The sequence below is a fragment of the Streptomyces sp. cf386 genome (assembly GCF_900103585.1).
Taxonomy (GTDB): domain Bacteria; phylum Actinomycetota; class Actinomycetes; order Streptomycetales; family Streptomycetaceae; genus Streptomyces.
In genome coordinates this window covers 20,151-46,614 of sequence record NZ_FNHV01000019.1, presented here as the reverse complement: position 1 = coordinate 46,614, position 26,464 = coordinate 20,151, and the positions used below count along the sequence as shown (strand labels likewise).

At 72.0% G+C, this 26,464-nt stretch carries 20 protein-coding genes and 2 pseudogenes; 9 read left to right on the top strand and 13 right to left on the bottom strand.

Going from position 1 to position 26,464, the window contains the following annotated elements; genetic code table 11:
- Window positions 1-43: 43 nt before the first annotated feature.
- The 3 genes from BLU79_RS36875 to BLU79_RS36865 all read left to right on the top strand — a co-directional run bounded on the left by BLU79_RS36875 (window position 44) and on the right by BLU79_RS36865 (window position 3,063).
- Window positions 44-730 (top strand): class II aldolase/adducin family protein, encoded by a 687-nt coding sequence (locus tag BLU79_RS36875; RefSeq protein ID WP_093910356.1) that lies wholly within the window; start codon window positions 44-46, stop codon window positions 728-730.
- Window positions 727-1,656, top strand: a complete 930-nt coding sequence (locus BLU79_RS36870; RefSeq protein ID WP_093910355.1) for a carbohydrate kinase family protein — start codon at window positions 727-729, stop codon at window positions 1,654-1,656. The genes BLU79_RS36875 and BLU79_RS36870 overlap by 4 nt, the downstream gene beginning before the upstream one ends.
- A gap of 150 nt (window positions 1,657-1,806) precedes the next feature.
- Window positions 1,807-3,063, top strand: coding sequence for an MFS transporter (locus tag BLU79_RS36865; protein WP_093910354.1), 1,257 nt, complete (start codon window positions 1,807-1,809; stop codon window positions 3,061-3,063).
- A gap of 12 nt (window positions 3,064-3,075) precedes the next feature.
- Here BLU79_RS36865 and BLU79_RS36860 read toward each other — a convergent pair whose 3' ends face one another.
- The 4 genes from BLU79_RS36860 to BLU79_RS36845 are packed head-to-tail and all read right to left on the bottom strand — an operon-like array spanning window position 3,076 to window position 7,516.
- Window positions 3,076-4,068 (bottom strand): TAXI family TRAP transporter solute-binding subunit, encoded by a 993-nt coding sequence (locus BLU79_RS36860; RefSeq protein ID WP_093910451.1) that lies wholly within the window; start codon window positions 4,066-4,068, stop codon window positions 3,076-3,078.
- Entirely contained in the window at window positions 4,065-5,483 is a 1,419-nt protein-coding gene (locus tag BLU79_RS36855) for a sensor histidine kinase (RefSeq protein WP_093910353.1), read from the bottom strand. The genes BLU79_RS36860 and BLU79_RS36855 overlap by 4 nt, the downstream gene beginning before the upstream one ends.
- A 9-nt stretch (window positions 5,484-5,492) precedes the next feature.
- Entirely contained in the window at window positions 5,493-6,152 is a 660-nt protein-coding gene (locus BLU79_RS36850; RefSeq protein WP_093910450.1) for a response regulator transcription factor, read from the bottom strand.
- Between the two features lie 17 nt (window positions 6,153-6,169).
- Window positions 6,170-7,516, bottom strand: a complete 1,347-nt coding sequence (locus tag BLU79_RS36845; protein WP_093910352.1) for an MFS transporter — start codon at window positions 7,514-7,516, stop codon at window positions 6,170-6,172.
- Between the two features lie 186 nt (window positions 7,517-7,702).
- On the opposite strand from BLU79_RS36845, the gene BLU79_RS36840 reads away from it, so the two are divergent.
- Together BLU79_RS36840 and BLU79_RS36835 are read left to right on the top strand one after the other, a co-directional pair.
- Window positions 7,703-9,859: a SpoIIE family protein phosphatase gene (locus BLU79_RS36840; RefSeq protein ID WP_256333603.1), complete on the top strand. Its 2,157-nt coding sequence runs from the start codon at window positions 7,703-7,705 to the stop codon at window positions 9,857-9,859.
- Window positions 9,860-9,918: 59 nt separating this feature from the next.
- A complete protein-coding gene (locus tag BLU79_RS36835) occupies window positions 9,919-10,134 on the top strand; it encodes a hypothetical protein (RefSeq protein ID WP_093910351.1) in 216 nt (71 codons plus the stop codon).
- 20 nt (window positions 10,135-10,154) lie between these two features.
- On the opposite strand, the gene BLU79_RS36830 is transcribed toward BLU79_RS36835, so the two are convergent.
- From BLU79_RS36830 to BLU79_RS36810, 5 genes and pseudogenes are all read right to left on the bottom strand, one after another.
- Window positions 10,155-10,841, bottom strand: coding sequence for an ABC transporter ATP-binding protein (locus BLU79_RS36830; protein ID WP_093910350.1), 687 nt, complete (start codon window positions 10,839-10,841; stop codon window positions 10,155-10,157).
- The gene (locus tag BLU79_RS36825; protein WP_093910448.1) at window positions 10,834-11,745 is read right to left on the bottom strand and encodes an ABC transporter ATP-binding protein; all 912 of its coding nucleotides are present in this window, start codon (window positions 11,743-11,745) and stop codon (window positions 10,834-10,836) included. The genes BLU79_RS36830 and BLU79_RS36825 overlap by 8 nt, the downstream gene beginning before the upstream one ends.
- A gap of 101 nt (window positions 11,746-11,846) precedes the next feature.
- A pseudogene (locus BLU79_RS36820) lies at window positions 11,847-12,658 on the bottom strand (ABC transporter permease).
- 55 nt (window positions 12,659-12,713) lie between these two features.
- Window positions 12,714-13,445: pseudogene (locus BLU79_RS36815) on the bottom strand (ABC transporter permease); the annotation flags it as partial.
- A gap of 23 nt (window positions 13,446-13,468) precedes the next feature.
- A complete protein-coding gene (locus tag BLU79_RS36810) occupies window positions 13,469-15,052 on the bottom strand; it encodes an ABC transporter substrate-binding protein (protein ID WP_093910349.1) in 1,584 nt (527 codons plus the stop codon).
- Between the two features lie 104 nt (window positions 15,053-15,156).
- Here BLU79_RS36810 and BLU79_RS36805 point away from each other — a divergent pair, with 104 nt between their 5' ends.
- The 3 genes from BLU79_RS36805 (at window position 15,157) to BLU79_RS36795 (ending at window position 18,011) form a co-directional block, all read left to right on the top strand.
- The gene (locus tag BLU79_RS36805) at window positions 15,157-16,575 is read left to right on the top strand and encodes an MFS transporter (RefSeq protein ID WP_093910348.1); all 1,419 of its coding nucleotides are present in this window, start codon (window positions 15,157-15,159) and stop codon (window positions 16,573-16,575) included.
- Between the two features lie 132 nt (window positions 16,576-16,707).
- Window positions 16,708-17,181: a hypothetical protein gene (locus BLU79_RS36800; RefSeq protein WP_093910347.1), complete on the top strand. Its 474-nt coding sequence runs from the start codon at window positions 16,708-16,710 to the stop codon at window positions 17,179-17,181.
- Between the two features lie 125 nt (window positions 17,182-17,306).
- Window positions 17,307-18,011 carry a YoaK family protein gene (locus BLU79_RS36795; RefSeq protein WP_093910346.1) on the top strand — a complete coding sequence of 235 codons (705 nt, stop codon included), beginning with the start codon at window positions 17,307-17,309 and terminating at the stop codon, window positions 18,009-18,011.
- Here BLU79_RS36795 and BLU79_RS48430 read toward each other — a convergent pair.
- Window positions 18,001-18,714: a serine hydrolase gene (locus BLU79_RS48430; RefSeq protein WP_093910345.1), complete on the bottom strand. Its 714-nt coding sequence runs from the start codon at window positions 18,712-18,714 to the stop codon at window positions 18,001-18,003. The genes BLU79_RS36795 and BLU79_RS48430 overlap by 11 nt on opposite strands.
- A gap of 690 nt (window positions 18,715-19,404) precedes the next feature.
- Window positions 19,405-20,541 carry an AI-2E family transporter gene (locus BLU79_RS36785; RefSeq protein WP_093910344.1) on the bottom strand — a complete coding sequence of 379 codons (1,137 nt, stop codon included), beginning with the start codon at window positions 20,539-20,541 and terminating at the stop codon, window positions 19,405-19,407.
- A 497-nt stretch (window positions 20,542-21,038) separates the two neighbouring features.
- Between BLU79_RS36785 and BLU79_RS36780 the strand changes: the two genes are divergently transcribed.
- On the top strand, window positions 21,039-22,268 hold the full coding sequence (locus BLU79_RS36780) for a GNAT family N-acetyltransferase (protein ID WP_093910343.1): 1,230 nt from the start codon (window positions 21,039-21,041) through the stop codon (window positions 22,266-22,268).
- A gap of 323 nt (window positions 22,269-22,591) precedes the next feature.
- On the opposite strand, the gene BLU79_RS36775 is transcribed toward BLU79_RS36780, so the two are convergent.
- Window positions 22,592-24,319: an FAD-dependent monooxygenase gene (locus BLU79_RS36775; protein WP_093910447.1), complete on the bottom strand. Its 1,728-nt coding sequence runs from the start codon at window positions 24,317-24,319 to the stop codon at window positions 22,592-22,594.
- A gap of 594 nt (window positions 24,320-24,913) precedes the next feature.
- The gene (locus BLU79_RS36770) at window positions 24,914-26,050 is read right to left on the bottom strand and encodes a PQQ-dependent sugar dehydrogenase (protein WP_093910342.1); all 1,137 of its coding nucleotides are present in this window, start codon (window positions 26,048-26,050) and stop codon (window positions 24,914-24,916) included.
- Window positions 26,051-26,464: the final 414 nt, after the last annotated feature.

Here is a 26,464-nt window from a genome sequence, read left to right as displayed (position 1 = left end):
CCTGAACATGACATTGTTTCAGGTTTACGCTACCGTCGCGGACATGACCGACTCAAGCTCGGTGCTGGGTCAGGAACGCGCCGCCGTGGCCGAGGCGTGTCGTCGGCTGGGGGCCGAGGGACTGCTCATCGGCACGGCAGGCAACGTCAGTGTGCGGGTGGAGGACCGTGTCGCCATCACGGCGACCGGCGCGGTACTCGCCGAACTGACCGACGACCAGGTGACCGTGGTCGACCTCGACGGAAACGTGGTGGCCGGGACCCTCCAGCCCACCTCGGAACTCGACCTGCACCTGGGCGTCTACCACCGCTACGGCACGGGCGCGGTCGTCCACACCCACGCCCCGATGGCGACCGCCCTGTCCTGCGTGCTCGATGAACTCCCTTGTGTCCATTACCAGTTGCTCGCGCTGGGCGGCTCGGTGCGCGTGGCCCCGTACGCCACCTTCGGCACACCGGAACTCGCCGAGTCGGTCCTCACGGCACTGGAGGGCCGCAGTGCCGCGCTGATGGCCAGCCACGGCGCGCTCACCCACGCCACGACGCTGGACAAGGCGGTCGAGCACGCGCTGCTGCTGGAGTGGGCGTGCGGCGTCTACCGGCACGCGGCCGCTCTCGGCACGCCGCGTGTCCTGGACGAGGATCAGCAACTCGCGGTGATCGAGGCCGCGATCGCCCGGAACTACGGCACCACCCACCCCGTACCGCCTGTGCAGGAGGGAAAACGATGAAGGTCGTCACGATGGGCGTGCATGTGCTGGACGTGCTGGTGCGGCCGGTGGAGGCGATACCCGAGGGCCAGGGCGCCACGCTGGTGGAGGACATCAGGATGACCGCCGCCGGAACCGCCGGCGGGACGGCACTCACCCTCGCCAAGCTCGGCGCCTCCGTACGCAGCGCCGGGGCCATCGGGTCCGACCCCACCGGCGACATGCTGGTCCAACTCCTCGGCGCAGCCGGCATCGACACCCGATTCCTCGTCCGCCGCACGGACACCCCCACCTCGGCCAGCGTCCTGCCCATCCGCCCCAATGGTGATCGACCGTCGCTGCACCTCCTCGGCGCCAACATCACCTACGGCCCCGACGACGTGCCCTGGGGCGCCCTCGCCGAGGCGACCCACCTGCACCTGGGCGGCCCCGAGCTCATCGGCGTCGACACCGCCACGCGCGTCCTGTCGTACGCGAAGGAACACGGCGTGGTCACCTCCGTGGACCTTCTCGCACCCGGCGTGCTCGGCAGCTTCGAGCAGATCGCGGCGGCGCTGCCGTACGTCGACCACATGCTGCCGAACGAGGACCAGGTCCTCGGCTTCACCGGCGAGGAGGACCTGGCCGCGGGCGCGCACAAGCTCCTCGACGCCGGCGTCGGCCTGGTCGCGGTCACGCGGGGCGGCGACGGCGCGCTGCTCGTGACCCCGGAGGGCACCGAGCAGGTCCCCGCCTTCGCGATCGACGTGGTGGACACCACCGGCTGCGGCGACGCGTTCTCGGCCGGCTTCGTGCGGGGCATGGGCCTGGGCCGCACACCGTACGACTCCGCCGTCCTCGGCTGCGCTGCCGCGGCACTGGTGGCCCAGGGCCTCGGCAGCGATCACGGAGACTTCGACCTCGCGGCTGCCGACGTCTTCGCCGCGACGCGCAAGCCCCGCTCGTGACCGGAGAGGCGGCAGTCGGCACGTAGGCGCTCACAGCGACGGACCTGTACAGCCATCAGCCGTGTGCAATACGGTGCCGCCGGAATCGGGTCCGCCGGCGCGCTGGTGGCTGGGTAGCGCGTCTCCTCGGCGTACCCGATGGAGACATCAGTGTCCTACCGCTCCCTGCTGCGTGTGGCAGGCGTGGGCTTCTTCCCGCTGGGATTCCTGGCCCGCCTGCCGTACGCGTCCTCGGCCCTGTCCACGCTCATCCTGCTTCAGTCGTCGACCCACAGCTACGCCTTCGCGGGCCTTGCCACCGCGGCACAGAGCACCGCCATGGCCGTGGGCGGCCCCGCCGTCGGCGCCCTGGCCGACCGCCACGGCCACCGGACCGTCGGAGTTCTCGCGCCCCTGGCCAACTTCGCCGCCTGGGCGGGCTTGCTGGCCGCGAGCCACGGCACGCGGGCGGGCATGCTGGTCGCGGCGACCTTGGTCGGGCTCACCCAGCCCCAGGTCGGTCCCCTCGTCCGGGTCCACTGGTCACGGCTCCTGCGTTCGCACGGCGAGCGGCAGCTGCTGTCGGCGGCCCTGTCGTACGAGGCGGCAGCCGACGAGGTGAGCTTCGTCGCCGGACCCGCGGTCGTCGGATTGCTCGCGTCGGCCGGCCCACTGGCACCCGCGGTACTGACCATGGTCCTGATCGCCACCGCCACGCTGCCCTTCGCCCTGCTCCACGCCCACCGCGACAGCCCCCGACCCCCCTCGGCGGAACACCGCAAGCCGTCCCTGCCCCGGCGCCCGCTGGCCGTCATGTTCCTGGCGATGGTCGCGATGGGCGCGGTCTTCGGTGCCGTCCAGACGGCCGTCACCGTGTACGCCGACACCATCGGGGAGCCGGGCGCGGCGGGACTCGTCTACGCGGAGTTCGGCATCGGAAGCGCGCTGGCCGGGGCCGCGTGTGCCTGGCTGCCGCAGCGGTTCTCACTGCGCGCCCGGTACCTCACGTTCGCCGCGGTGCTCTTCGCGGGCATGCTGGTGCTGTTCGCCGGGGCGCGGACGGTCTCCCTGCCCGCCGCTGTCGCCGTGGCCGGATGCACCGTCGCTCCCTACATGATCAGCCTCTACGCCCTGACCGAACGTCTGGCCCCTGTGCGGCGGGCCGCGCTCGCCATGACCATCCTGTGCGCCGGCGGCCCGCTCGGCACAGCGGCCGGGCAGGCCCTGTCGGGCTCCCTTGCGGCAACCCACGGCACCGAGGGCGCACTCCTGGTGGCTGTCGCGGTCGCAGCCGGCGCCCTCCTGCTTGCCCTCTGCGCGGTCATGGCCGATCGAGGCCGCGATGTCTGGATCATCGACACGGTTCCGGTGGAGCCTCAGAAGGCCCCGGAGCCGGGAGCGCCCGCGCGGGGACGGAGCGAGGGCTGACGGGGCGCGTGCTCATCCGTGCAGGTCGCGGTACGCGACGACCGCCCCGGGATGCAGCGGCACGACCCCGGTGGAGATCAGACTGCGGACGTCGAGGAACTGGGTGCCGAGGGCCGTGGTGGGGACGAGGTGGGTGGCCCGGCGCACCAGGACGTCGGTGAGGGCGGCGGCGACGGGGGCGGGCAGGTCGGGGCGGCACAGGAGGAGGTTGGCCACGCCGATGGTGGTCACCTCGGGAGTGCCGCGGTACGCCCCGGCCGGTACGGTCACCGCCTCGAGGCCCGGCCCGGGGCTGTCCGTACCGGCCCGCAGGCGGGGGAGCAGGTCGGCCAGCGGCAGGAGGCGGATGCCGCTCCGGGTGTCGAGGCCGGAGAGCGTCGGCAGCGGTAGGCCGCCGGACACGAGCAGGGCGTCGATCGCGCCGTCCCGCATCGCCTGTGCGGCCCGCGGCAGCAACAGGTGGCGTACGCGGACATCGGCGCCCGGGGTCAGGCCCGCCGCCCGCAGCAGCCGGTCGCCGAGTACGGCGCCGCCGGATGCGGGCGCGCCCAGCGAGACGGTGCGCCCCGCCAGGTCGGCGACGGTGCGGATCGGCGCCTCGGCGCGCACGGCCAGCTGAAGGTAGTTCTCGTAGACTCGGCCGATCGCCCGCAGCGGGACCCGGCGGCCGAACGGTGCCGAGCCACCGTAGGCGGCCCACGCGATGTCGGCCAGGGCCAGCGCGACCTCGGCCCGGCCAGACTGGAGCAGCCGGATGTTGGCCACGGAGGCCTCACTGTTGATCACCTCGCAGGACAGCCGGGGATAGACGGCCCTCACCTGGTCGGCGAGCAGTTGGCCGAAGGCCGCGTAGAAGTTGCCGGACTCGCCGGTCGCGATCCGCAGCCTGCCCTGCGGGCCACGGTCCGCGTGCCGGGCGTCGGCCACCGCGGCGGCTGCCACCAGCCCGGTGCACGCCGTGCCGAGCGCGGCCCGCAGGACGGTGCGGCGGGTGGGGCCGGTCATGCCGTACATCCCTTCGGGCCGGATGCTCCGTGACCGGCGCGGGGGAGTACGACCCGGACGCACAGGCCCTGCGGGTCGGCCGTGGCGAACTCGACGCGTCCGCCGTGGCCGGCCACCAACTGTTCGGCGATCGCCAGGCCGAGTCCGCTGCCGCGTACGTCGCGATGGCGCTCCGAGCGCCAGAAGCGGATGCCCGCCTGGGTGAGTTCGGCAGTGGCCAGGCCCGGACCGTCGTCCCGTACCTCGAACACGGCGTCCGGGCCGTCGGCGAAGCAGCGCGACTCGACACGGGCGCCCTCCCCGGCGTACTTGATCGCGTTGTCGAGCAGGATGTCGGCCACCTGGGCCAGTTCGCCCTCCGTGCAGGTCATGAGGACGACGGGGCCGGGGGCGAACTCCAGCCGGACTCCCGCCTGTTCGGCCACCGGCCGCCACAGCTGGGCCTGGGCCGCGGCGACCGCCGTCGCGTCGCACCATGCCTGCCGCTCGCCCGTCACGGCCAGCTCCCCGGCGCGGTGCTCGGCGTTCGCGAGGGCCAGCAGGTCGTCCAGGAGGTGCTCCATGCGTTCGAGTTCGCCGGTCACGCCCGTGTACGTGCGGGTGGCGGAGGCCGGCAGACGGGGCTGGAGCGAGTCGATGCGCAGGCGCAACGCGGCGAGCGGGTTGCGCAACTGGTGCGAGGTGTCGGCCACCAGGCGGCGCTGCTGTTCCAGCGCGGTGGTCACCGCGTCGGCCATGCGGTTGAAGCCGGTGGCCAGCTGGCGCAGCTCGGGCGGCCCACCGGCCCGGGCGTGTTCGGCGGGCAGCCCGGCCGCCAGCGCGCCGACCGCACGGTCCAGGTGGTGGAGCGGGCGTACGACCCACCGCGTCGCGGCCCGCGCGAGCAGCACGCACGCCACGGCGAACATGGCCGCACCCGCCAGGACCAGCGCCCAGCGCAGCGCGATGTCGTCGGCGGCGTCCCGCACCGAGGCGCGCAGCACCACCGCACCGGACACCCGAGTGCCCGTGCCCACCGGGCGGGCGAGCAGCTTCCCGCCACGGGACCAGGGGCGCAGCGTGCCCCCGGGTGAGACGGGCTGGTTGCGCAGCGCCGCGTCGACGAGGCGGGCGACCGCCGGGTCGGCGGCGCGCATGCCGCCCGTCTGCACCACCGGGGCGCGGCGGGCGTCGACGACCACTACCGCCTCCCCGTACAGCTCGGTGTAACGGGTGGTCTCGGCGGTCAACGCACCGGTGTCGCCGCTCTCGGCCGCCTGGTCGGCCAGTCCGGCGAAGCGGTCGAGGTCGGCGGCGCGAGCCGCGACGAGCTGCTCGGTGCGCTGGGTGGCGGTGACGCCGAGCAGCGGGACGGCGAACCCGGCCACGGCGAGCACGGCGAAGGCCAGGACGACGGTCAGGACCCGAGTACGCATGGGCCCGGCTCAGCCGCCGAACCGGTAGCCGAAGCCCCGGATCGTGGTCAGCACCTCGGGGCGGCCGAGCTTGGCCCGCAGCTGGGTGAGATGGACGTCGAGCGAGCGGGACACCGCCAGATACGCGTCGCCCCACACCTCGTCCATCAGCTGCTGGCGGCTGACCGCCGTCCCCGACCGGGCCGCCAGCGCGGCGAGCACCGCGAACTCCTTGGTGGTCAGCCGCACCTCGGCCCCGCCCACCGTCACCCGGCGCGCGTCGAGGTCGACCTCCACGTCACCGGCGAGGACCGTACGCGGCGCCGGTGCGGCGCGGGTCGCGGCGCGGCGGGTCACCGCCTCGATGCGGGCCAGCAGCTCGGCCAGCCGTACCGGCTTGACGAGGTAGTCGTCGGCGCCCAGCCGCAGGCCGCGCACCACCGACCGCTCGTCACCCCGCGCGGTGAGGACCACCACCGGCAGACCGCTCACCGCGCGCAGCTTGCGCAGCACCTCCAGCCCGTCCAGGTCGGGCAGGCCGAGGTCGAGCAGCAGCAGGTCGGCCTGGCGGTGGCGGGCGAGGACCTCCTCGCCGCGCCGCACCCGCGTGGGCAGATGACCGTGCTCGTACAGGACCTCGGTCAGCGCACCCGCCACCCCGTCGTCGTCCTCGGCCAGCAGCACGCGCACGGTCGCCACCCTCCCAGTCAGCCCTTTGCCTCGCTCTCCAGCGGCGATCCGTCCGACGTCTCGCGCATCCGAATGTAGACGAGCAGCGAGATCAGGACACAGGCGGTGACGTAGTAGAAGTACCAGCTCTCGTGCCCGGCGTCCTTGAACCACAGGGCGACGTACTCCGCGGTCCCGCCGAACAGGGCCACGGTCAGCGCGTAGGGCAGACCGACGCCCAGCGCCCGGATCGAGGTCGGGAACAGCTCGGCCTTCACCACCGCGCTGATCGAGGTGTACAGCGAGCTGACCGCCAGCGGCCCGACCATCAGCAGGAACGCGTACACGGGGTCACTGGTGCGGGACAGCAGCGTGAGCGAGGGCACCACGACCACGGCGCCCAGCGCACCGAACGCGATCAGCATCGGCCGCCGCCCCACCCGGTCCGACAGCAGCCCCATCACCGGCTGCAGCAGCACGAACACCAGCAGCGCGAAGAAGTTGATCCAGGCCGCCGTCGGCTTGGCGATGCCGCTGGTGTTGACCATGAACTTCTGCAGATACGTGGTGTAGGTGTAGAAGAACAGCGTGCCGCCCATGGTCAGCCCGACGACGACCATGCACTGACGGGGGTAGGACAGCAGCATCCGCAGACTGCCGCGGGCAGGCCCGTCACCCGTCCCCTTCGCGCTCTCCTCGGCCGCCGCGCGCTCGAAGCTCTCCGACTCGTCCATGCCGCGCCGCAGCCACAGCACGACGATCGCCCCCGCGGCCCCGACGACGAACGCGACCCGCCAGCCCCACGCCTCCATCTGGGAGGCGCTGAGCACCTGCTGCAGGACGATCTGCAGGCCGAGCGCCGTCAGCTGGCCGGCGATGAGCGTGACGTACTGGAAACTGGAGTAGTAGCCACGCCGACCGGGCGAGGCCACCTCCGACATGTACGTGGCCGAGGTCGAGTACTCACCTCCGACGGACAGACCCTGCAGCAGCCGCGCCGTCACCAGAAGCACCGGCGCCGCGACCCCGATCGCGCCGTAGGACGGCGTCAGCGCCACGATCAGCGAACCGGCCGCCATGAGCGTCACCGACAGGGTCAGGGCCGAGCGTCGCCCACGACGGTCGGCGTACCGCCCCAGCACCCAGCCGCCGATCGGCCGCATCAGGAAGCCGACGGCGAACACCGCGGCGGTGTTGAGCAGTTGGGCGGTCTGGTCGCCGGACGGAAAGAACGCGGCGGCGAAGTACACGCTGAACGCGGTGTACGCGTACCAGTCGTACCACTCGATCAGGTTGCCGATCGATCCGCGCACGATGTTGCTGACGACCCTGCGCTCGCTGCGGCGCGTGTCCTGCGCGCCCGCTGCCGTGGTCTGTGTGGCCATCGAAAACTCCCTTGTCTGAGGCCCGGGAGCACACAGAGTCGATGGCACGACGGGGCCGTTCAACATCGCGAACCAAGTCCTAACAGTCCCTTAGGGCTGTGGCGGCACGAGCCTCCGGTTGGCTCCGCGTGCCGTCACGGATGCGCGGGCGTACCGTCCTGATATGGGCGTGAGGTTGTGCCCCACGTGACCGGGCGCTCCGAGGAACCGGATGGTGCCGATCCGCTGGGTGCGGCGCTGGCGGCGGCTGTGCGCCGTACGGGCGCGGTGGCCGGGGCCGTGTACCGGCTGGACGCGACAGGAGCGGTACTGGCGCTGGACGCGATGTGCGGCGTGCCGGTCGAGGCCTTCGCGCCGTGGTGGCGGGTACGGCTCGCGTCCCACGGTCCGACCCAGGACGCCGTACGCGGGCAGCGGCTCGTCTGGGTGAGCTCCCAGGAAGAGCTGGCCCGCGCGTATCCGCGGGTGGCCGCGAATGTCCCGTACGGGCTGGCGTTCGCCGTCGTTCCCCTGACGGGAGGTGTTCGCGGCAGGCAGGGCGCGCTGCTGTTGATGTGGGCACCCGACCGTCCGGGCCATCTGACACTTCGGGAGCGGGGGAGCATCGCGCTGAGCGCTCGCCGTCTCGCCCGGGTCCTGGACGCCGCCCGCCCCACTGCCGTGTCCGACCGGCCCCGGTTCATCCCCCTGCGCCACCATGACACGCGGCACGCTCAGTCGGCGCCGGCCGCGGCGGACCTGGTTGAACGTCTCACCCTCGGCGCCCTCGCCCTCGACCGGGAAGGGCGGATCACCTTCGCCAACGCGGTGGCCGCCGAACTGCTGGGCCGGCCCGTGGAGGACCTGCTGGGCACCCAGCCGTGGCAGTCACTGGCCTGGCTGGACGACGTCGCCTTCATGGACGCCTACCGCACCGCTGTGACCAGCCGCGAGCCCCTGGCCCTGACGGTCCTGCGCCCCGAGGTCCAGTGGCTCGGCTTCCGTTTCGACGCGGACGCCACTGGCATCAGCATCCTCATCACGCCCGGTGTCACGGCAGGCCCGCCGTTGAGACCGGGCGACACGCAGCCCGTCCCCATCGACGCCACCGCCGCCAGCCGTATCCACCTGCTGGTGTATCTGGCCGCCGCGTTGACCGAGACCGTCGGTGTCCAGGACGTCGTCGACCTGGTCGCCGAGCAGATCCTGCCCGCCTTCGGTGCCCACGGCATGATCATGACCACCGTGGAGGCCGGCCGCATGCAGATCATCGGGCACCGCGGATACGCCCCGGACACCGTCGAACGACTCGACGGCCTGCCCGTGGACGCCGGCCTCACCCCGGCAGGACGTGCCCTGGCCACCGGCCGATCGTCCTACTTCGCCGACCGCGCGGAGCTGGCCCGGGCCTATCCCAGGGCGCCGCAGATCAGCGACAAGCGGGCCTGGGCGTTCCTGCCGCTGATCACCTCCGGGCACCCCATCGGCTGCTTCGTCCTCGCCTACAACCACCCGCGCACCTTCACCGCCGCCGAGCGCTCCATCCTCACGCCCCTGGCGGGTCTCATCGCGCAGGCCCTGGACCGCGCCCGCCTCTACGACGCCAAGCACAGCCTCGCCCACGCCCTCCAGCAGACCCTGCTGCCGCGCACCCTGCCCACGGTGACCGGCCTCGACGTCGCGGCCCGCTACCTGCCCGCGAGCCATGGCATGGACATCGGCGGCGACTTCTACGACCTCATCCGCCTCACCGAGACCACCGCCGCGGCGGTCATCGGCGATGTGCAGGGGCACGACGCGACGGCCGCCGCCCTCATGGGCCAGGTCCGTACGGCCGTCCACTCCCACGCCACCGCCGGCGCCGGTCCCGGACAGGTCCTGGCCCGGACCGACCGCGACCTGACCGACCTGGAGGCCGGCCGTTTCGTCTCCTGCCTCTACGCCCACCTCGACCTGGCCCGCCACCAGGTGACCCTGGCCAGCGCCGGCCACCCGCCCCCGCTGCTGCGCCACCCCGACCACCACGCCCATGCTGTCGCCCTCGACCCCGGCCCGCCCCTCGGCCTCGGCATGGGAACGACCACCTACCCGGTCACCGCCCTGCCCCTGACCGAGGGGTCCCTCCTTGCGCTCTACACCGACGGCCTGGTCGAAATCCCCGGCACCGACATCGAGCAGACCACGGCCGACCTCGCACACCACCTCGGCGAGTCGAGCCACCTCCCCCTGCACCACCTCGTCGACCACCTGGTCCACCGCATCCGCCCCGCCAGGCGCCACACCGACGACATCGCCCTCCTCCTGCTCCGGCCCACCGCCCGCCCGGACGGCCGGGCCGCGAAGGCGGGTCTGGCGATGCCGTAGCCGGGGGAGCAGCCCGCGCCCCGCATGCGCGTGAGCGCCCCGCACCGCACCCTGGTGCCATGGCAAGCACGCAGCCCGTCGTCGTCTACCCGCCCGCCGAGGACGGCGGCCGGCGGGTCCGCGTGGACGATCATTTCCTGGGCATGGCGTACGGCCTCCTGGACGTGGCCGAGTTTCTGCGCCGGGCGGGCATTGAGGACGCGGATCCCGAGTACGTACGGCTGTCCGGGCTGATCGAGTGGCGGGGCGGGGGTCCGGAGGTGTGGGAGCCCTGAGCGCGCCGGCTCTTCCTCGGTCACCCCGGCGATGGTGCCCCTGGGTCTGTCGCGGCGGTCAGGTCCTTCCAGTGGACGGTGCGGTCGCACCAGCGGTCCAGGAGCAGTTGGTCGTGGCCGACGGCGAGAAGGCCCGCGCCCCTGGCGGTGCGGTAGTCCTCGACGGCCGTGACCAGCGCGGCGGTGGTGGAGGCGTCGAGCATCGCGGTCATCTCGTCGCAGATCAGCCAGCGGGGGCGCAGGACGAGGGCGCGGGCGAGGCAGGCCCTTTGCAGTTGGCCGTCGCTGACTTCGTGGGGGCGGCGGGTCAGCAGGTCGGGGGTGAGGCCGACGGAGGAGGCCAACTCGGGGATCCGCTGCGGTATTTCGTCGCGGCGGCCGGTGGCGCGCAGGGGCTCGGCGATCAGGTCGGTGAGCCGCAGCCGGGGGTCGGCGGAGAGCCGGGGCTGCTGGAAGACGACGCCGAGGGCGGTGCGCCTGGCGCGCGGGGCGCGATGGCGCCAGCGGTGAACGGGTTCGCCGTCGAGCAGCAGGGTGCCGGCGTCGGGACGGTGCAGCAGGGCCGCGACGCGGGCGAGGGTGGACTTGCCGCAGCCGCTGGGGCCGAGCAGACCGACCGCCTCACCGGGGGCGACGGTCAGCGAGGCGTTGCGGACGACGGGGGCCTTCCTGTCGTATCCGGCGGTGATGGCGCGCAGTTCAAGCACTCAGGTCCTCCGGGACGTGCGGATGGTGACAGGCGAGGTGGCCGGTCGTCGGCGGGAGGGCGCCGCAGGCGTCGGTGGCGCGCTCGCAGCGTGCGGCGAAGGCGCACCCCTCGGGGAGATCGCCCAGTTCGGGCGGCATTCCGGGGATCGCGGTGAAGGCGCGGTCCGGCAGGGCTTGGAGAAGACCTCGGCTGTAAGGGTGCCGGGGCCCGGGCGCGCCGAAGAAGGCTTCCGCGTCCGCGATTTCCACGATCCGCCCCGCGTACATCACGGCCACGCGGTCGGCGATGCGCTCGGCGGCCGACAGATCGTGGGTGATCATGAGCAGGGCCCGCCGGCCGGTGTCCATGTGGCGTCGTAGTTCGTCGACCGTGTGGTCGACGAGGTCGCGGTCGAGCCCGGTGGTCGGTTCGTCGGCGAGCAGCAGGGGCGCGTCGCCGACCAGGGCGAGGGCGGTGGCGGCGCGCTGGGCGAGGCCGCCGGAGAGTTCGTGCGGGTGGCGGTCGAGGTGGTCGGCGCGGAACGCGGCACGGGTCGCGGCCGCCTCCGCCGCGACGCGCACGGCAAGACGCCCCCGGGTGCCGGTCAACGCGCCGACGGTCTCCTCCAGTTGGGACCGGACCGTGCGCACGGGCGTGAGGTGCGCGGCCGGGCTCTGCGGCACCAGCCCGATCAGGCGCCCCCGCACCGTCCGCGCGAGCGTGCGCTCGTCGGCGGCGAGCAGATCGAGCTCACCGAGGTGCGCCTCACCCGCGGCCTGCGCGTTGGCGGGCAGCAGCCCGAGCAGGGCGGAGGCGAGGACCGACTTGCCGCAGCCGCTCTCGCCGACCAGGGCGAGACACTCGCCTGCCGCCACCTCGAAGTGCGCGTCGGTCACGGCAGCGACGCGGCGCCCTGCGGGCATGAGGAAGCGCACGGACAGCCCGCGCACCGAGAGCACGGGGCGTCGACCGGTGGGAGCCAGATCGGTGGGAGCCCGTTCGGTGGGCGTCGGATCGGCGGGCGTCACAGCATCAGCTCCGATCGGCGGCGTGGATTGATCCGCTCCCGCCAGGCTCCGGCCAGCCCGGCGATGGCCAGCGTGGGCACGATGATGAACAGCCCCGGGAACAGGGTGGGCCACCACTGCCCGGCGAGCAGCGAGCCCCGCGCGCTCTGGATCAGCGTGCCCAGGCTCGCCGTGTGCGTCGGCAGCCCGAGCCCCAGGAAGGACAGCGCCGACTCGTGTCACATGGCGTGCGGCACCATCAGTACGGCGGCCAGCGCGGCCTGGGGCAGCACGGCGGGCAGCAGATGCCGTACGGGCACCCGCCACCGCGACGCACCCCCGGACACCGCGGCGTCGATGTACGGGCGTGCGCGCAGCGAGAGCACCTCGGCACGCACGATCCGAGCGGTCGACAGCCAGTGGGTGAGCGCGACCGACACCACCACCGGCCACACACCGGGCCGGAACATGGCCACGATGAAGATGCCGAGCAGCAGATGCGGCACCGACGAGATCGTGTCCACGACCCGCATCACACCCCGGTCGACCCACCCGCCCAGCGCCCCGCGGTGGCCCCGACGGCGGTGCCGATCACGGTGGCGGTCAGGGCGGCGGCCACCCCGACCAGCAGGGAGACACGCAGGCCGTAGACGCAGCGCAGCAGCAGGTCCCGGCCGAGGTCGTCGGTACCGAAGGGATGGCCCCAGCTCGGGGGCAGCAGCTTGGCGGCCAGGTCGACGGCCTGCTGGTCGAGCCGGACCAGCGGCGGCACGAGGAGCACGGCGAGGACGGTCGCCGCCAGCAGGGCCGCGCAGACCCGCACCCGCAGTACCCGGGTGGAACGCCGGTCTCTGCCGTAGGACCGCCAGACCGGCTCCGCCGCGGGTTCTCCCGCTCGACCCCCTGGCCCGGGCGCCGCGTACGGGGTCCTCCGCGAGCGCGTCGCCGACGCCCTGACGGACGTACAAAGCGAACCAGGGCAGTTGGGACACGGCGAGCACCCCGGCGGGCAGCACCAGATGGCTCGCCACCTGCCCCGCTGTGACCTCCTCGCTGGCGGTGTCGGTGAGACCCCCGGCCGGGAGCACGCCCAGTTGGAGGGCGAACAACCAGATGGCCAGCAGCGCGAGCCAGAACACGGGCGCCGCCTCCAGGCAGTACGCGAGCGAGGTGACGGCCCGGTCGGCCGGCGATCCGGGACGGCGGGCGGCGAGGACCCCGAGCGCGGTACCGGTCAGAACGGCCGCGGCGAGGACCCCGAGCGCGGTACCGGTCAGAACGGCCACCACGAAGGCCACCGCGCACAACAGGCTGGACCAGACGAGGCGTTCGCCGATCACCTGGGCGACCGGCTGCCGCAGCACACTCGACTGACCGAGGTCGCCGCCGAACGCGGAGGTCAGCCAGTCCCACCAGCGGGCGGTGAACGGCCGGTCCACGCCGAGGTTCTCCCGCAGCCGCTCCAGAGTCTCCGCGTCGGCGCCGAGCGCGGCGGTTCCGGCATACGCCTTGACCGGGTCGAAGGGCGAGGCGGCGGCGATCACGAACACCCCGAAGGTGACGACGAGGAGGACCGGGACGGCGAACAGCAGCCGCCGCCCCGCCAGCCGTGCCATCGCACCCCACGGCAGCGCGGAACTCACTGCTTGGGCCGCCAGGATTCGAGATTCCACCAGGGGCCGCTGGCGAAGCCGTGCTCGTGCGGCTCGACCTGCGTGGTCAGCCCGTCCCAGCGGTCGGCGAGGACGTACTCGTGGTTGATGTGGGTGAGGAAGGTGTAGCCGGGGTCCTTCACGAGCTCGCGCTGAAGGCTGTCGTAGGCGGCCTCGCGGGTCGCGGCCTGCGAGCTGCGGCGCCCGGTGTCGAGCGCCTTGTCCACGGCCGCGTTGTCGTAGCGGGCCATGTTGTTGAAGCCGTCCCCGGCGAGGGAGGAGTGCAGCAGGGTGTACAGGCCGAAGTCGGGGTCGCCGTTGCTGCCGAAGCCGGCGAGGACCGCGTCGTCCTTCATCCGCGGCTCGATGACCTCCCAGGTGGCGCTCTCCACCTTCACCTCGATGCCGGCCTTCTTGGCGTCGGAGGCGTAGGCGAGGGCGTGGTCCTGGCGCACCTTGTCGCCCGAGGGGTACAGCAGGGCGAACGAAGCACGCAGCCCGTCCCTGACACGGATGCCCCCGTCGCCGCTCACCCAGCCCGCCCGCTCCAGGATCCGCTCGGCCCCGGCCAGATCCTGGTCGCGCTCGATGCCCTTCGCGAACCAGGGATCGTCCACCGGCAACGGCCCGTACGCCGGGCGTCCCGCCCCGTCGAGGATCTGGTCGACCATGGCCTGCCGGTCCACGGCGGCGTCCAGGGCCCGGCGGATCGCTCGGTCGCCGGTGACCCTGTTCGCGGTGGGAAGGGTGACGGTCCGGAAGTCGTACGTCTTCGCGTCGTACGTCTTCCTCGCCCCGTCGTCCTTGAACGTGGCGGCGAGATTGGGCGGCAGGACCGCGCCGTCGAGGTCGCCCGAACGCAGCCGGGTGGCACGCACGTCATCGTCCTCGATGACCGCCATGGTCACCTTCTTCACCTTCGGCGCACCGCCCCAGTAGCCCGGGTTGGCCTTGAAGGTGAGCTTCTCGCCCTTGCTCCAGGAGGCGAGGACATAGGGACCGGTACCGATCGGCTCGGTGTTGAAGGAGCCGGTGTGGGGGTCCTGTTCGCCGGCCACATGCTCGGGGACGATCGGCAGGACGGTGCGCCCGGCGAAGGGCGCGTAGGGGTACTTGAGAGTGAAGACGACCTTGTCGTCGCCGTCCGCCCGGACCTCCTTGACGGCGTCCAGCTCGCTGCGGGAGGTGTTGTTGGTCTTCGCGTCGAGGATCGTCCGGTACGTGAAGACCACGTCCGCGGAGGTGAGCGGCTCACCGTCACTGAACTTCACCCCCTCGCGCAGGGTGTACGTGTACGTGAGCCCGTCCCCGCCGACCTCGGGCAGCGCCTTCGCCAGGGCCGGCCGCAACTTCAGATCCGCATCCAGGGCGAGGAGACCGTCGAAGATCTTCGAGTTGCCGTCCTTGCCGTAACCGAGCAGCGGACTGAGCGTCTCCGGCTCGGAGGCGACCCCGATCACCACGGAGTCGGCCGCGCCGCCGCTTCCCGTGCCGCTGCCGGGGGTTGAGCAGGCGGTGACGCCGGCGAGTATCGCCGCCGCCGTGACCGCGGCCGTCCGTATCCGTCGGATCGTCTACGACGCCCCGGTCGCCCGCCCGACTCGGTGTCCCACCTGAAATCTGGCCATAATGTGACGTCTGGTGCGTTTCTCGCGAACGAGATGGAGCTGAGGCCGTGGCGTTCGCGGAGTCCGCCGGTGACGGTGAGCCCGCACGCCCGCCCGGAACGCCCGAGAAACCAGATCGAGGCGCCAGGGCGCCACTGCTGGCGGTCTGCGCCGGGTACTTCATGGTCATCCTGGACGTAACGGTCATCAACGTCGCCGTACCCGTGATCGGCCGGGAACTGTCGGCCTCCCTGACAGGCGTCCAGTGGATCACCGACGGATACACCCTCGTCTTCGCCGGATTCCTGCTGACCGGCGGCGCGCTGGGCGACCGCCTGGGCAACCGCCGGATCTTCTGCTCGGGCGTCACGGTCTTCACGCTGGCCTCGGCCGCCTGCGCACTCGCGCCCAACGCCACATTCCTCGTCGCGGCCCGACTGGTGGAAGGACTCGGCGCGGCACTGATCGTGCCGGGATCCCTGGCCCTCCTGCAGCAGGCCTACCCGGAGCCCGCCCTACGCGCACGGGCCTTCGGGCTGTGGGGCTCGATGGCAGGCATCGCGGCCTCCGCCGGACCGCTGCTGGGCGGGCTCCTCGTGTCCACCGTGGGGTGGCGCTGGGTGTTCCTCGTCAACCTCCCGGTCGGGGTGGCCTGCGTGCTGCTGACGCTGCGTCACGTGGGGCGTTCACCGAGGCGCGCCGACCGGGCGCTGGACTGGCCGGCGCAGTGCGCGGTCGTAGCGGCGGTGGCGCTGCTGACCGCGGCACTCAACGAGGCCGGACGACGGGGCTGGTCCGACCCGGCGGTGCTGGCCGGGGTGGGACTGGCCGCGCTGGCGGCCGTGGCCTTCGTCGCGCGCGAGCGCCTGGCCCGTACCCCCGTCCTCCCCCTCGACCTACTGCGCTCTCGCGCGATGAGCGGCGGCGCGGCCATCGGACTGCTGTTCAACTTCGGCTTCTACGGCATGGTGTTCACCGCCAGCCTCCAGTTCCAGCACCAGCGGGGCTACAGCGCACTCGGCACCGGACTGGCCCTGTTCCCGGCGGTCGCGATGACCATGTTCGCCTCCGTACTGTCGGGGCGACTGACCCGCCGAACCGGCGACCGCCCCCTGGTGATCACCGGCATGCTCCTGGCCGGCCTCGGACTCGCCGGCTGGGCCGCGGCCGGAGCGGACCCCGCCTACGCACTGCTGGTGGCGCCGATGATGGCGGTCGGATTCGGCACGTCCTTCGCCCTGACCGGCTCGACCGCCACCGTGATGGGCGCCGCACCACCGGCGTACTCCGGCGCCGCCTCCGCCCTGTTCAACACCGCCCGCCAGATCGGCAGCGCCGTCGGCGTGGCGCTCGGCGGCAGCCTGCTCGCCACGGCCACCGACTACGACACCGGCCTGAGGATCAGCATGGCCATCGGCGCGCTCGCCTACCTGACCGCCGCGGGCCTGGCCTGGCTGTGCGTGCCGACGAAGTCCAGGACGACGTAGGGGACGTACGGGGTACGTCCCACCGCAGACGCCCGGCCGTTCCCAGTGCAACCCTCAAGCCGGGTGACTGGTCACTACCACCGTACGAACCAATCCGACCTTCCGGTACAACTCGGTTCCACGGGGGAACACATGAGCCAGGCCAGCAACCACCACCGCAACCACAGCGGCAACCGCACCCGCCGCACCACGCTCGCCGCCGTCACCGCCCTGATGGCGGGCGTCCTCGGCACGGCAGGCGCCGGAACCGCAGGCGCCGAAGCCGCGGCACCGCAGACACGGCAGATCGCCTCGTCCGTCCTGGGGAGCGACTACAAGATCACGCTGACCGCGGTGCGGTCGGAGCAGGACGAGTACGCCGCCTCCGTGCGGCTGCAGGTCTTCACGCAGACCAGGGGCGCGTGGAAGGAGTCGGACCGGGTCACGGTGGGCGACGTCGACGGGTGGTTCTGGTACCCGCTGACGGGCAGCGGCGCCGTCTGCGAGTTCACGACCGCGAGCATCGAACCGGCGCCGCTGACGGTGAGTCTGCTCGTCACACCGTCCATCGGCTGCTCCGGCCCGGCGCACTACCTCGTGAAGGAAGGCAGGGTGTTCGCCGGCTGATCGGCGAGGCGCGCAGTCCGCGTGGCGCGGGGGAGCGGTGGGTGGTGTGGTGAGGGTCTGTCAGGTTGCGACTTGCGTGGCTGAAGACAGGTTTCGACATCACCAGGCCGCAGAAGGGATCTCGTATGCCAGTGCCGGCTCGTTCCGACCCGCTGCCGAAGGTGCTGATCGCCTTGACCGCGGTCACCGGGATCGTCGACGCGGTGGCCTTCCTGGGCCTGGGTCAGGTCTTCACCGCCTTCATGACGGGCAACATCCTCTTCCTCGGCTTCGCGCTCGCCGGTGGCGAGGGGCTGGCACCGCTGGGTTCGCTCACGGCGCTGGGCGGGTTCGTGGTCGGCGCGGTCACCGGAAGCCGGCTCGGCGTCGCCACGGCTGCGCGCCTGCGCCGGTGGCTGCTGGCCTCGGCCGTCATCGCGTCCGTTCTGCTGGTGGCCGCTGCGCTGGCGGCGGTCGGTCTGGAGACGGTGAGAGGTCATCTCGTGCCCCGGCACTACGCTGTGATCGTGCTGACGGCGCTGGCCATGGGGGTGCGCAGCGCGACGATGTGGCGGCTCGGGGCGATCCTGAACACCACGCTGGTCACCGGCACCCTGGTCACCTGGATCAGAAAGTCGACCCTGGGCGGTGGCACACCCGACGCCTTCCAGCCCTACCGTGCCGACGCCGTGGTGGCGGTCTTCGGCGGCGCGGCCGTCGGCGCGCTGCTGCTGCGTGTCGGCCTGACCACGGCGCTGCTGGTCGCAGCGGCGGGGGTGCTCACCGGCATCGGGGGCTATGTCGCTCATCCGGCGTCCCGCCAGACGCCGGGGAAGCAGCTCAGCGGATGATCGGGGACACAGGAGGGGAAGTACGGCAAAAGGCATGTACGGCTGACTGCGCGGCTCGCTCCACAGCGGAGATGCCATGAGACATGCTCGGGCTGCCGTGCGAGAGGATGACGAGGTAGAACGTGCGCCCGTGCGCTTCGACCCGCCCCATGCTGTTGATGGCCCAGCGTTGCGAGTGAGAGCGCTGCACCCAGCCGTTCTTGAGGTGCCAACGGCTGCCTTCCGCCGACACTCCCCAGTCCTGGTCGGCGTCGATCCGGCCCATGAAGGTCTGGATCAGGTCGCGTGACGCCTCGCTGAGCGGTGAACGGTCGGCGAACACGGCGGTCAGCAGGGTGAGTTGGTCTGTCGCTGTAGTGCGGGTGAGGCCCCAGTGGGAACCCGATCCCGCCTCCGTGGAGGTCAGCCCCAGGACCTTGTTGGCGTCAGTGAGACCGGGGCCGCGGCCGATACGCCGCCACAGCGCACCCGCGGAGTCGTTGTCGCTGCTCTGGATCATCGAGGCGGCGGTGGAGGTCTCCCACGAGGTGAGTGACCGTCCTTCGCGCTGGGCACGCAGCAGCAGGGCCGCCAGAATATTCACCTTCGCCAGGCTCGCGGTGATGTGCCTCTGCGAGCCGTACACCGCCCGCCGACTGGTCCCGGGCTCCAGAACGGCGACGGACACCTCGGTGCCGCTCTGCGCCCGGATCGGTTCGAGCAAGCGAGAGAGGGAGCTTCTTACCTCAGCCTGGGTCGACGCCCGCGTGCCGGGGCTGCCTGGCGGCGCCGGGGCCGGCTTGCTCTTCGCCGACGCCGTAACTGCCGGTCTCTGAGCCAGGGGAGGTGCGCCCCGGTCCCCGGTTGTGCTGTCACCGGCAGCGAAGCAGCCCGTGAGCAGCATGCCCGCTGCTGAGCATGCCAGCACCAACCGCATCGGCTCCCGGCGCGCGCAGGCCTTGTCGTGTCTGCTCGGGTCGGGCGGGATGGGCTGGGGCTCCATTCCGCGGGGTGGACAGGCGGGGTGTTTCGGATTCATCGGGAACCTCGATCGGGCGTATGGGCGATAGCCGGAGGGGCAACATGCCCACAGTCTTTTCTGGGGTGAGGCGCGCCGCATCCCGGGGCGATTTCCCTCCAAGGGCGTAACGCGCCCACTCCAGAGGCCACCTGACGACCCCTTGGAATCGAGACGAAGGCCAGTCTCTCGCGGCCCGATCCACCCGCCCTTGTCCGCCATACGGTGCGACGCCCTCCTCCGGTCGCGGGCGCCATGGCCTGCCCACGCCACTCTTGCCGGTGAGCGCCTTGCGGTGTTTGGGGGAGTCGCGCGGCGTGGCTGCTGGTGTCATCGAGATCGGTCTGATCGGGATCGGTCTGAGCGTGGAGGTGGAGTGTGTCGGCTGTAAGTCGTTCAGGGGCTGGGGGTGCCGGCTGTGCCGGTTGTGCCTTGTGCAGGGTGGTGGGAGGGGTTTCGTAGCGCTTGATAGATGGACCAGGCGACGGCTGTGAGGGGTACGGCCACTACCGCGCCGATGACCCCGGCGGCGACGGCTCCGCCGACGACGGCGAGTGCGACGACCACAGGGTGCAGTTGGACGGCCCAGCTCATCACGATCGGGTGCAGCAGGTGGCCCTCGATCTGTCCGATGATCACGATGAGGGCGACGACCAGCAGAGCGGTCAGGGGTCCTTTCGATGCGAGTGCCACGACGGCCGCGATGGCCAGGGCGATGGGTGAGCCGATCAGGGGGATGAAGGCGGCGAGGAATTCGAGCAGTGCGAGCGGCACGGCGAGCGGCACCCCGAGGGCGGCCAGGGCGATGCCCACGAGGACCGCGTTGGTGGCTGCGACCAGGAGGATGCCGTGGGTGTAGCCGGTGAAGGTCTGCCAGGCGGCCTGCCCGGCCAGGGTGGTGCGCTGCCGTGTTGCCGGGGGGAGTTGGTCGCACAGCCAGTGCCATTGTCGGTCGCCGGAGTGGGTGAAGAAGACGGCGCAGAACAGGGCCAGGGCGAGCACGGTCAGCACTTCGAGCAGTCGGGTCGCGCCGCTGAGGGCTTCGCTGGCGAGGGTGGCGCGGTGGCTGGAGAGGAGCTTGCCGATGCGGGACTGCAGGTCGGCGAAGGTGTCCGGTGAGAGCCGGAAGGGGGGGTTCTCCAGACGACGCTCGATGCGGTCGATTCCTGCCACGAATTCCTTCTCCAGGCCGGCCCGCTGGCCTGCCACGATCTCGCCGACCAGGGCGAGTGTCCCGAGGACGAGGACGATGCCGCCGGTGAGCGCGGCGGCGACGGCGAGCGGGCGGGGCATGAACCGGGCGAGGAGCCCGGCCGCGGGGCGCAGGACGGCGGTGACGACCAGGCCGAGGAAGACGGCGACGGCGATCCGGTGGAAGTGCCCGAGTACGGAGAAGCCGGCGCGTACGACGATGCCGACGGCGATGATCCGCCACGCGTACGCGGCCGCTGTGCGCAGCGGGGCGGGTACGTGGGTGTGGGTGCCGCCGGGGGCCCGGGGCGGCGTGGCGGGCTGGTCGGAGGGCGTGGGCATCTCATGCCCGTACCACCGGGCGGGGTCCGGACCGCGGGGCGGGCATGGAATTCGCCCGAAGGCCGGTACGGGCTTTCGCGTGGCGGTTGGCCGGGAGGGACGGGTTCCGGCGCGCCGGGCCGCTTTGTCCGTTGGTTTCGTAGCTGTGCTCGCCGTGCAGTACGCGAAGTTCGCCGGGGTCACGGTCGCGGCTTGGGCTCGATCCTGTGCTCTGTCACAGAGGCAGAGGAACAGTGCGAAGGCCGTGGTTGTGAGCTTGGTGCGGCAAGAGCGTCTTGCGGGACGTCGTCCTGGCCGCTCGGCGACGTGAACGTGCCTGCGTCTGCAGTGAGAAGGGCATGGGCTGGGGCGGATGTCCACTGTCCGTCAGGGCCTGCTGTGCTGTGTCCGGCTGCGGGTCCGGCGGTAATTCGCTTGCCCTCGCTACGGGGCAACGCTGCACTGTGGCCGGGCACCACGTGTCGTGGTGCCGGTATCGCGAGGAGGCATCGGCAGCGATGGAGATCCGTTCCACGACCGGCGAGGATCTCGACGTTTTCGTCGACACGGTCCATGCCGCGTTCGGGCTGTTCCCGGAACCTGCGGTCGAGGGCGGAGGGCTTTGGTGGTCGGCGCTGGAAATGGACTGCTGCCTGCTCGCCCTGACGCCGGAGGGGCGGCCTGTCGGCACCGCTGCCACGCACTCCTTCGAGCTCACCCTGCCTGGTGAGACCCTTGTCCCGGCCCCCGGGGTGACCGCTGTCGGTGTCCTGCCCTCGCACCGGCGCCGGGGCGTGCTCAGCGCGATGATGCGGCATCAGCTCGCCGACTTGCGGGCCCGCGGGGAGTTCCTTTCCGTGCTGCTGGCCTCTGAGGCCCCGATCTACGGCAGGTTCGGCTACGGACCGGCGACGTACACGGCGCAGCTGAAGGTGCCGCGGCACAGGGCCGCCCTCGCCGTTCCCCGGGCGGGCGGTGTGGGCGACGCGCCGGCGACCGGCTCGGACAACGGCTCGGTCGAGGTGCTGCGGCGGGCCGAGTGCGGCGGGATTCTGGAAGAGGTCTACGACCGGTACCGCCGCGCCCAGCCCGGCGCGCTGTCCCGGCCGCGCCGCTGGTGGGCTTTGCGCGCGGGGCAGCCCCCGATTTCGCCGGCGCCGCGCTACGTCGCTGTCCACCGGGACGCCGGCGGTGTCCCGGACGGGTACGCCAGCTACTGGGTCGATTCCGGCACTTTGACGGTCGACGAGACCATCGCCACCGATGACGCCGTCTTCGCCTCCCTGGCCCGGTTCGCACTCGGACACGACCTGGTCTCTCAGGTCGTGTTCAAGCACGTCCCGCCCGAGCACCCGCTGCGCTGGCAGTTCGCGGACTTCCGCGCCGGCGAGGTGAGCGGTCTCATGGACTGGCTCTGGGTGCGGCTGCTGGACGTCCCGCGTGCTCTGACCGCGCGGGGCTGGTTCACGGACGGCGAGCTCGTCCTCGATATCGACGACCCGTTCTTCGGCGAACACGGCCGCTACCTGCTGACCGTCCGGGACGGCGAGGCCGTCTGTGTCCCCACGGACCGGGAACCCGATCTGTCCCTGGACGTGCGCGACCTGGGCTCGGTCTATCTCGGCGGCACTGCCCCGAGCACGCTGGTACGAGCCGGACACATCCGAGCCCACCGCCCAGGCGCGGCCATCCTCGCTGACTCCCTCTTCCGCGCCGACCGCTCCCCGCACTGCCTGCACTGGTTCTGACCGTGGGCTCGCGGTCCCTGCTGCAGCGGGCACGCCATCACCAAGGGCGGGGCAACCTCGCCTCCCTGCGGCGGCTCGGCGAGGAACTGACCCATCACAGCCGGCTGGCCCAAGGGCGGGCGGTCCGGGAACGGATCGCCTACCGGGCACGCTGCCACGCCGTGCCGCTTCGGCATGGGCGCAGGTCAGTGTCGGCTTGGCGGGATGCCGCAACGGGGTGCGGATCGGGGTGGGGGCTGAGCTGCTCCCGCACGGCTTACGGCCTGTGGCGCCGGCGGAGCGAGCGTGTCTCGCCGGGTGCCGGGTGCAGGCTTCTGGGTGGCCTACGGCAAGTGGAATACGCGTCCGAGAGCGTCGAAGAGCGCGGACGTGGTCGCGGGTGCGCTCAGCGGTGACAGCCGGGCGCTGAGATATCCGTCCGGGCGGATGAGGAAGGCTGTCGGGCCCTCGATGCCGTACAGCCGCTCGAACTGTGCCGCACCGTCTTGGAAGACGGGCAGATGCCGGCCGTCCGCGTCGGTCTGTCCCTGTATGGGTTCGGCTGTGTCCTGGTGCGGGGTGATGACGAACGCGGTCACGTGGTCGCCTGTCAGGCGGTGGGCGGTGGCGGCGGTCTCGCGGGACCCGGTGAGCGCGTCGGCCGAGTCGGCGTAGAGGACCAGGACGTGTCCGCGGTCGCGCAGCAGGTCGTACAGGCGCAGGGGTGTTGCGGCCACGCCGGCGGTGAGGCCGTGGCAGTCGGGGGCGCGCTCTCCGGGGTGCGGGCCGGGTGATCCGGCGTTGCTGTTGCCGGGTTTCGCGCCGTCGGCTGCCACCAGGGGGCTGTTCCGGTAGGCGACGAGCAACTGGGCCTCACGCAGCATGACGGTCGTCATGTCTTTTGGAGCGGCCCGGATGCCCTCGGTGGCATGCCTGACGGTGCGTCGCACCACCTCCTCGCCGACGGGGCGACGCTCGGCGTCATAGCTGTCGAGCAGCCGGGGATGGGCGCCGCCCTCCAGCGTGAGCGCCAGCTTCCAGGCGAGGTTGTAGGCGTCCTGTATGCCGGTGTTCATGCCCTGGGCTCCGGTCGGGGGGTGGATGTGCGCGGCGTCCCCGGCGACGAAGACCCTGCCGGCGGAGTACCGGTCGACGAGGCGATGGCTGATGCGGAAGACCGACGACCAGCGCATGGCGGACGCGGTGGTGGGCTGGGGGGAGAGCCGGTCGAGGACCGCCTGGATGTGCTCGATCCGCGGTGCGCGCCCACCCTCCAGCCCGTGGGCCACCGAGTCCTGCGAGGCCCCCTCGCCGCTCGTCGAGAGCTCGAGGGGCACCAGCATCGACATGCGGTACCGGCGGTGACCGGGCAGCGGGATGCACACCAGGATGTCGTCGACGCGGCCGTTCCGGGCGTGGTGCAGGGCACGTACTCCGTATCCCTGGGGGAGGCTCCAGTCCACCTCCACGTCGGCGAGCATGTACTCCTGCGCGAACGCACCGCCCTCGAAGGCGAGCCCGAGCCCCTTGCGGACGGTGCTGTGCGCCCCGTCGCAGCCGACCAGGAAGCGTGAGTGCAGCTCCTGCTGGGCACCGCTCGCCGTGGCGATCCGGCTGACGACCCCGTGCTCGTGCTGCGTGAAGCCCACCAGCTCGGTGCCCCGCTCGATGCCGGTGCCGAAGCGGGCGAGATGCTCCTCGATGATCCGCTCCGTCTCGTACTGGGGCAGGGCCGCGAAGACGTACGGGACCTCGGGCGGGAGTCGCAGCTCGAAGCGCGCCTGCTCGGCCCCGTCGGCGTACACCACCTGCCCCCGCATCGGCACGGCGACCTCCAGGGCGGCGCGCACCATGCCCATCCGGTCCCAGATCTCCAGCGTCCGCGGTTGGACACCCACGGCCTTGGCGTACGGCAACCGGGCCGGGAGCCTGTCGATGACGCGGCAGTCGGCGCCCTGGCGCCGCAGCTCGGCGGCCGCGGTCAACCCGACCGGTCCCGCACCCACGATCAGTACATCCGTGTCCACCACCGGCGTCTCCCGCCAGGAGCCCCCCTGCTGAGCTGCTTCCATCGTCCCCCGCCGGAAAGGGGACAGCGACTCCGTACGGGTGGTCCGGCCGGCCTCAGCACGCCGGAGCAGGGCCACGAGGTCTGCTTCTGTCCCAGGACGGATCCTCGCCAGGATCGAAACAGTGGGGCGCAATCACGTGGAGGATGCCGTCGGTGGAGGCCAGGCATGCGGAGCCGCGCGACGAGGCGGGACGACGAGCGTACGGCCACCGTGCAGCCGTGCCTCTGTGAAGGGGCTGGCCTGGCCCCTGCCGCTGGTTGCGGGCCGAGCCCGGCGGGCCCCGACCCTAACAGGGCCCCGAGCACACGACACTGACTCGGCGTCGTCCGGCAAGGCGGCCGAAGTACAGGTCCCGCACCGAAGGACATCAAGACTGTCGGGCCGGGGCAGACATGTGTCCGCACGGCTGGAACGGGTGGCGGCGCGGCCGGACGCAGACGGCATGGGGGGACCGGCCGGCAGGCCGTGCACGGCCCGTGCACGGCCCGTGCACGCCTGGGATATGTGGCCGCCTCAGGCGGGGGCCGGAGAACCTGGAGGTGATCCAGCCGACCCGGGTGACACTCGCTGCTCGGCGGCTTCTTCCCGTGGTCGTTACGCAGGGTCGATGCGGGAGACGCTGCCCCCCAGGTCGAGCACGTACAGCTCGCCATTGCCGCCCTGCACGAACGAGACGACCGAGCCGCCGTTGGCCGCGAGGTCGCCGACGCCGGTCACCTTGCCGTTCTCTATCCGCAGAGTGCGCAGGGTGCCGTCGCAGTAGTCGCTGAACACGTACTGGCCCTTGAGGTCCGGGATCGCCGTGCCCCGGTAGACGTATCCGCCGGTCACCGAGCAGCCCAGCCCGTTACGGTCGTACTCGTGGATCGGCGGCACGTGGTTCGCGGGCTCCGTGCCGCCCCGGAAGGGATGGTTGCCCTCCATCTGGGACCAGCCGTAGTTCTCGCCGCCCTTGCTGCTCGCCGGGGCCCAGTCGATCTCCTCCCAGGCGCTCTGTCCGACGTCACCGATCAGCAGGTCGCCCGTGCCCGCGTCGAAGGAGAACCGCCACGGGTTGCGCAGCCCGTACGCCCAGATCTCGTCCTTCGCGTTCGGGTCGTTCACGAACGGGTTGTCCGGCGGGATCGCGTACGGCTCGGCGCCGTTCGGGTCGATCCGCAGGAGCTTGCCGAGCAGGGTGCCGAGGTTCTGCCCGTTGCCGTGCGGGTCGCCGCCCGCGCCTCCGTCGCCGAACGCGATGTAGAGGTAGCCGTCGGGGCCGAACGTGATGTCGCCGCCGTTGTGGTTCGCATACGGCTGTGTCTGGGTGAGGACGGTGCGCCGGGTGTCCGGCTGGATCTTGCCGTCCCGCACGGCGAACTCGTCCAGGGTGCTGGTGCCTTCGCGGTTCGTGAAGGAGATGTAGAAGTGCGCGAACCCCTTGTCGAACGCGACGCCCAGCAGGCCGCGCTCGCCGTCGGTGGTGGTCTCGCCGGATATGTCGAGGACGGGCTCGCCGAGCCCTTGGTCGTCCAAGACCCTTACGGTGCCCGCGCGTTCGGCTATCCAGACCGTGCCACCGGGACCGGCGGTGCCTGCGGTCGGATTCTGGGCCGTGGCCACTTCCTTGAGCGCGACTTTCGCTGCCTGACGTGGGGCGGCGATCTCGTCGGCGGACGCAGTCGTTAAGGCGAGGGAAGCGATCAGGCAGAGGGTGCCGATGATCGCCGAGCTTCTGGTGCGAACTCTCACCGTGATCCTCCTGGAGGCGGTGAAGGGGGAGGTCACCCGGCTGCTTGGGCAGGTTCAGGGGGTGTCGCCCGCGCCAGCACGCAACCTGGGTGGGGGATGGTGTGCTACTGGCTACGGATGAGGATAGTGGGACTGAGGTGCTTGGTGTAGACCACAACTCCAGCCATCCAGCCCCGTTTTGCCATCGGCCGCGCTGGCCTGACGAACCGCCGAGTGCGCCTCGGCGACGGGAGCCTCGGGCCGCTCGGGCGAGTGCACGCGTCACCGGATGCGGCTTGGGCGAGAACGGGTGTGAGTGGGCGTGCTGGTGGCGTTGGGTGGGTGTCAGCGGTGTGGGAGTGTTGGGCGCCTGGTCACGGGAGGTGGATGCGATCCGGTCGGCTGTCATGGGGTGACCAAGCGGCTGCTGTTTTC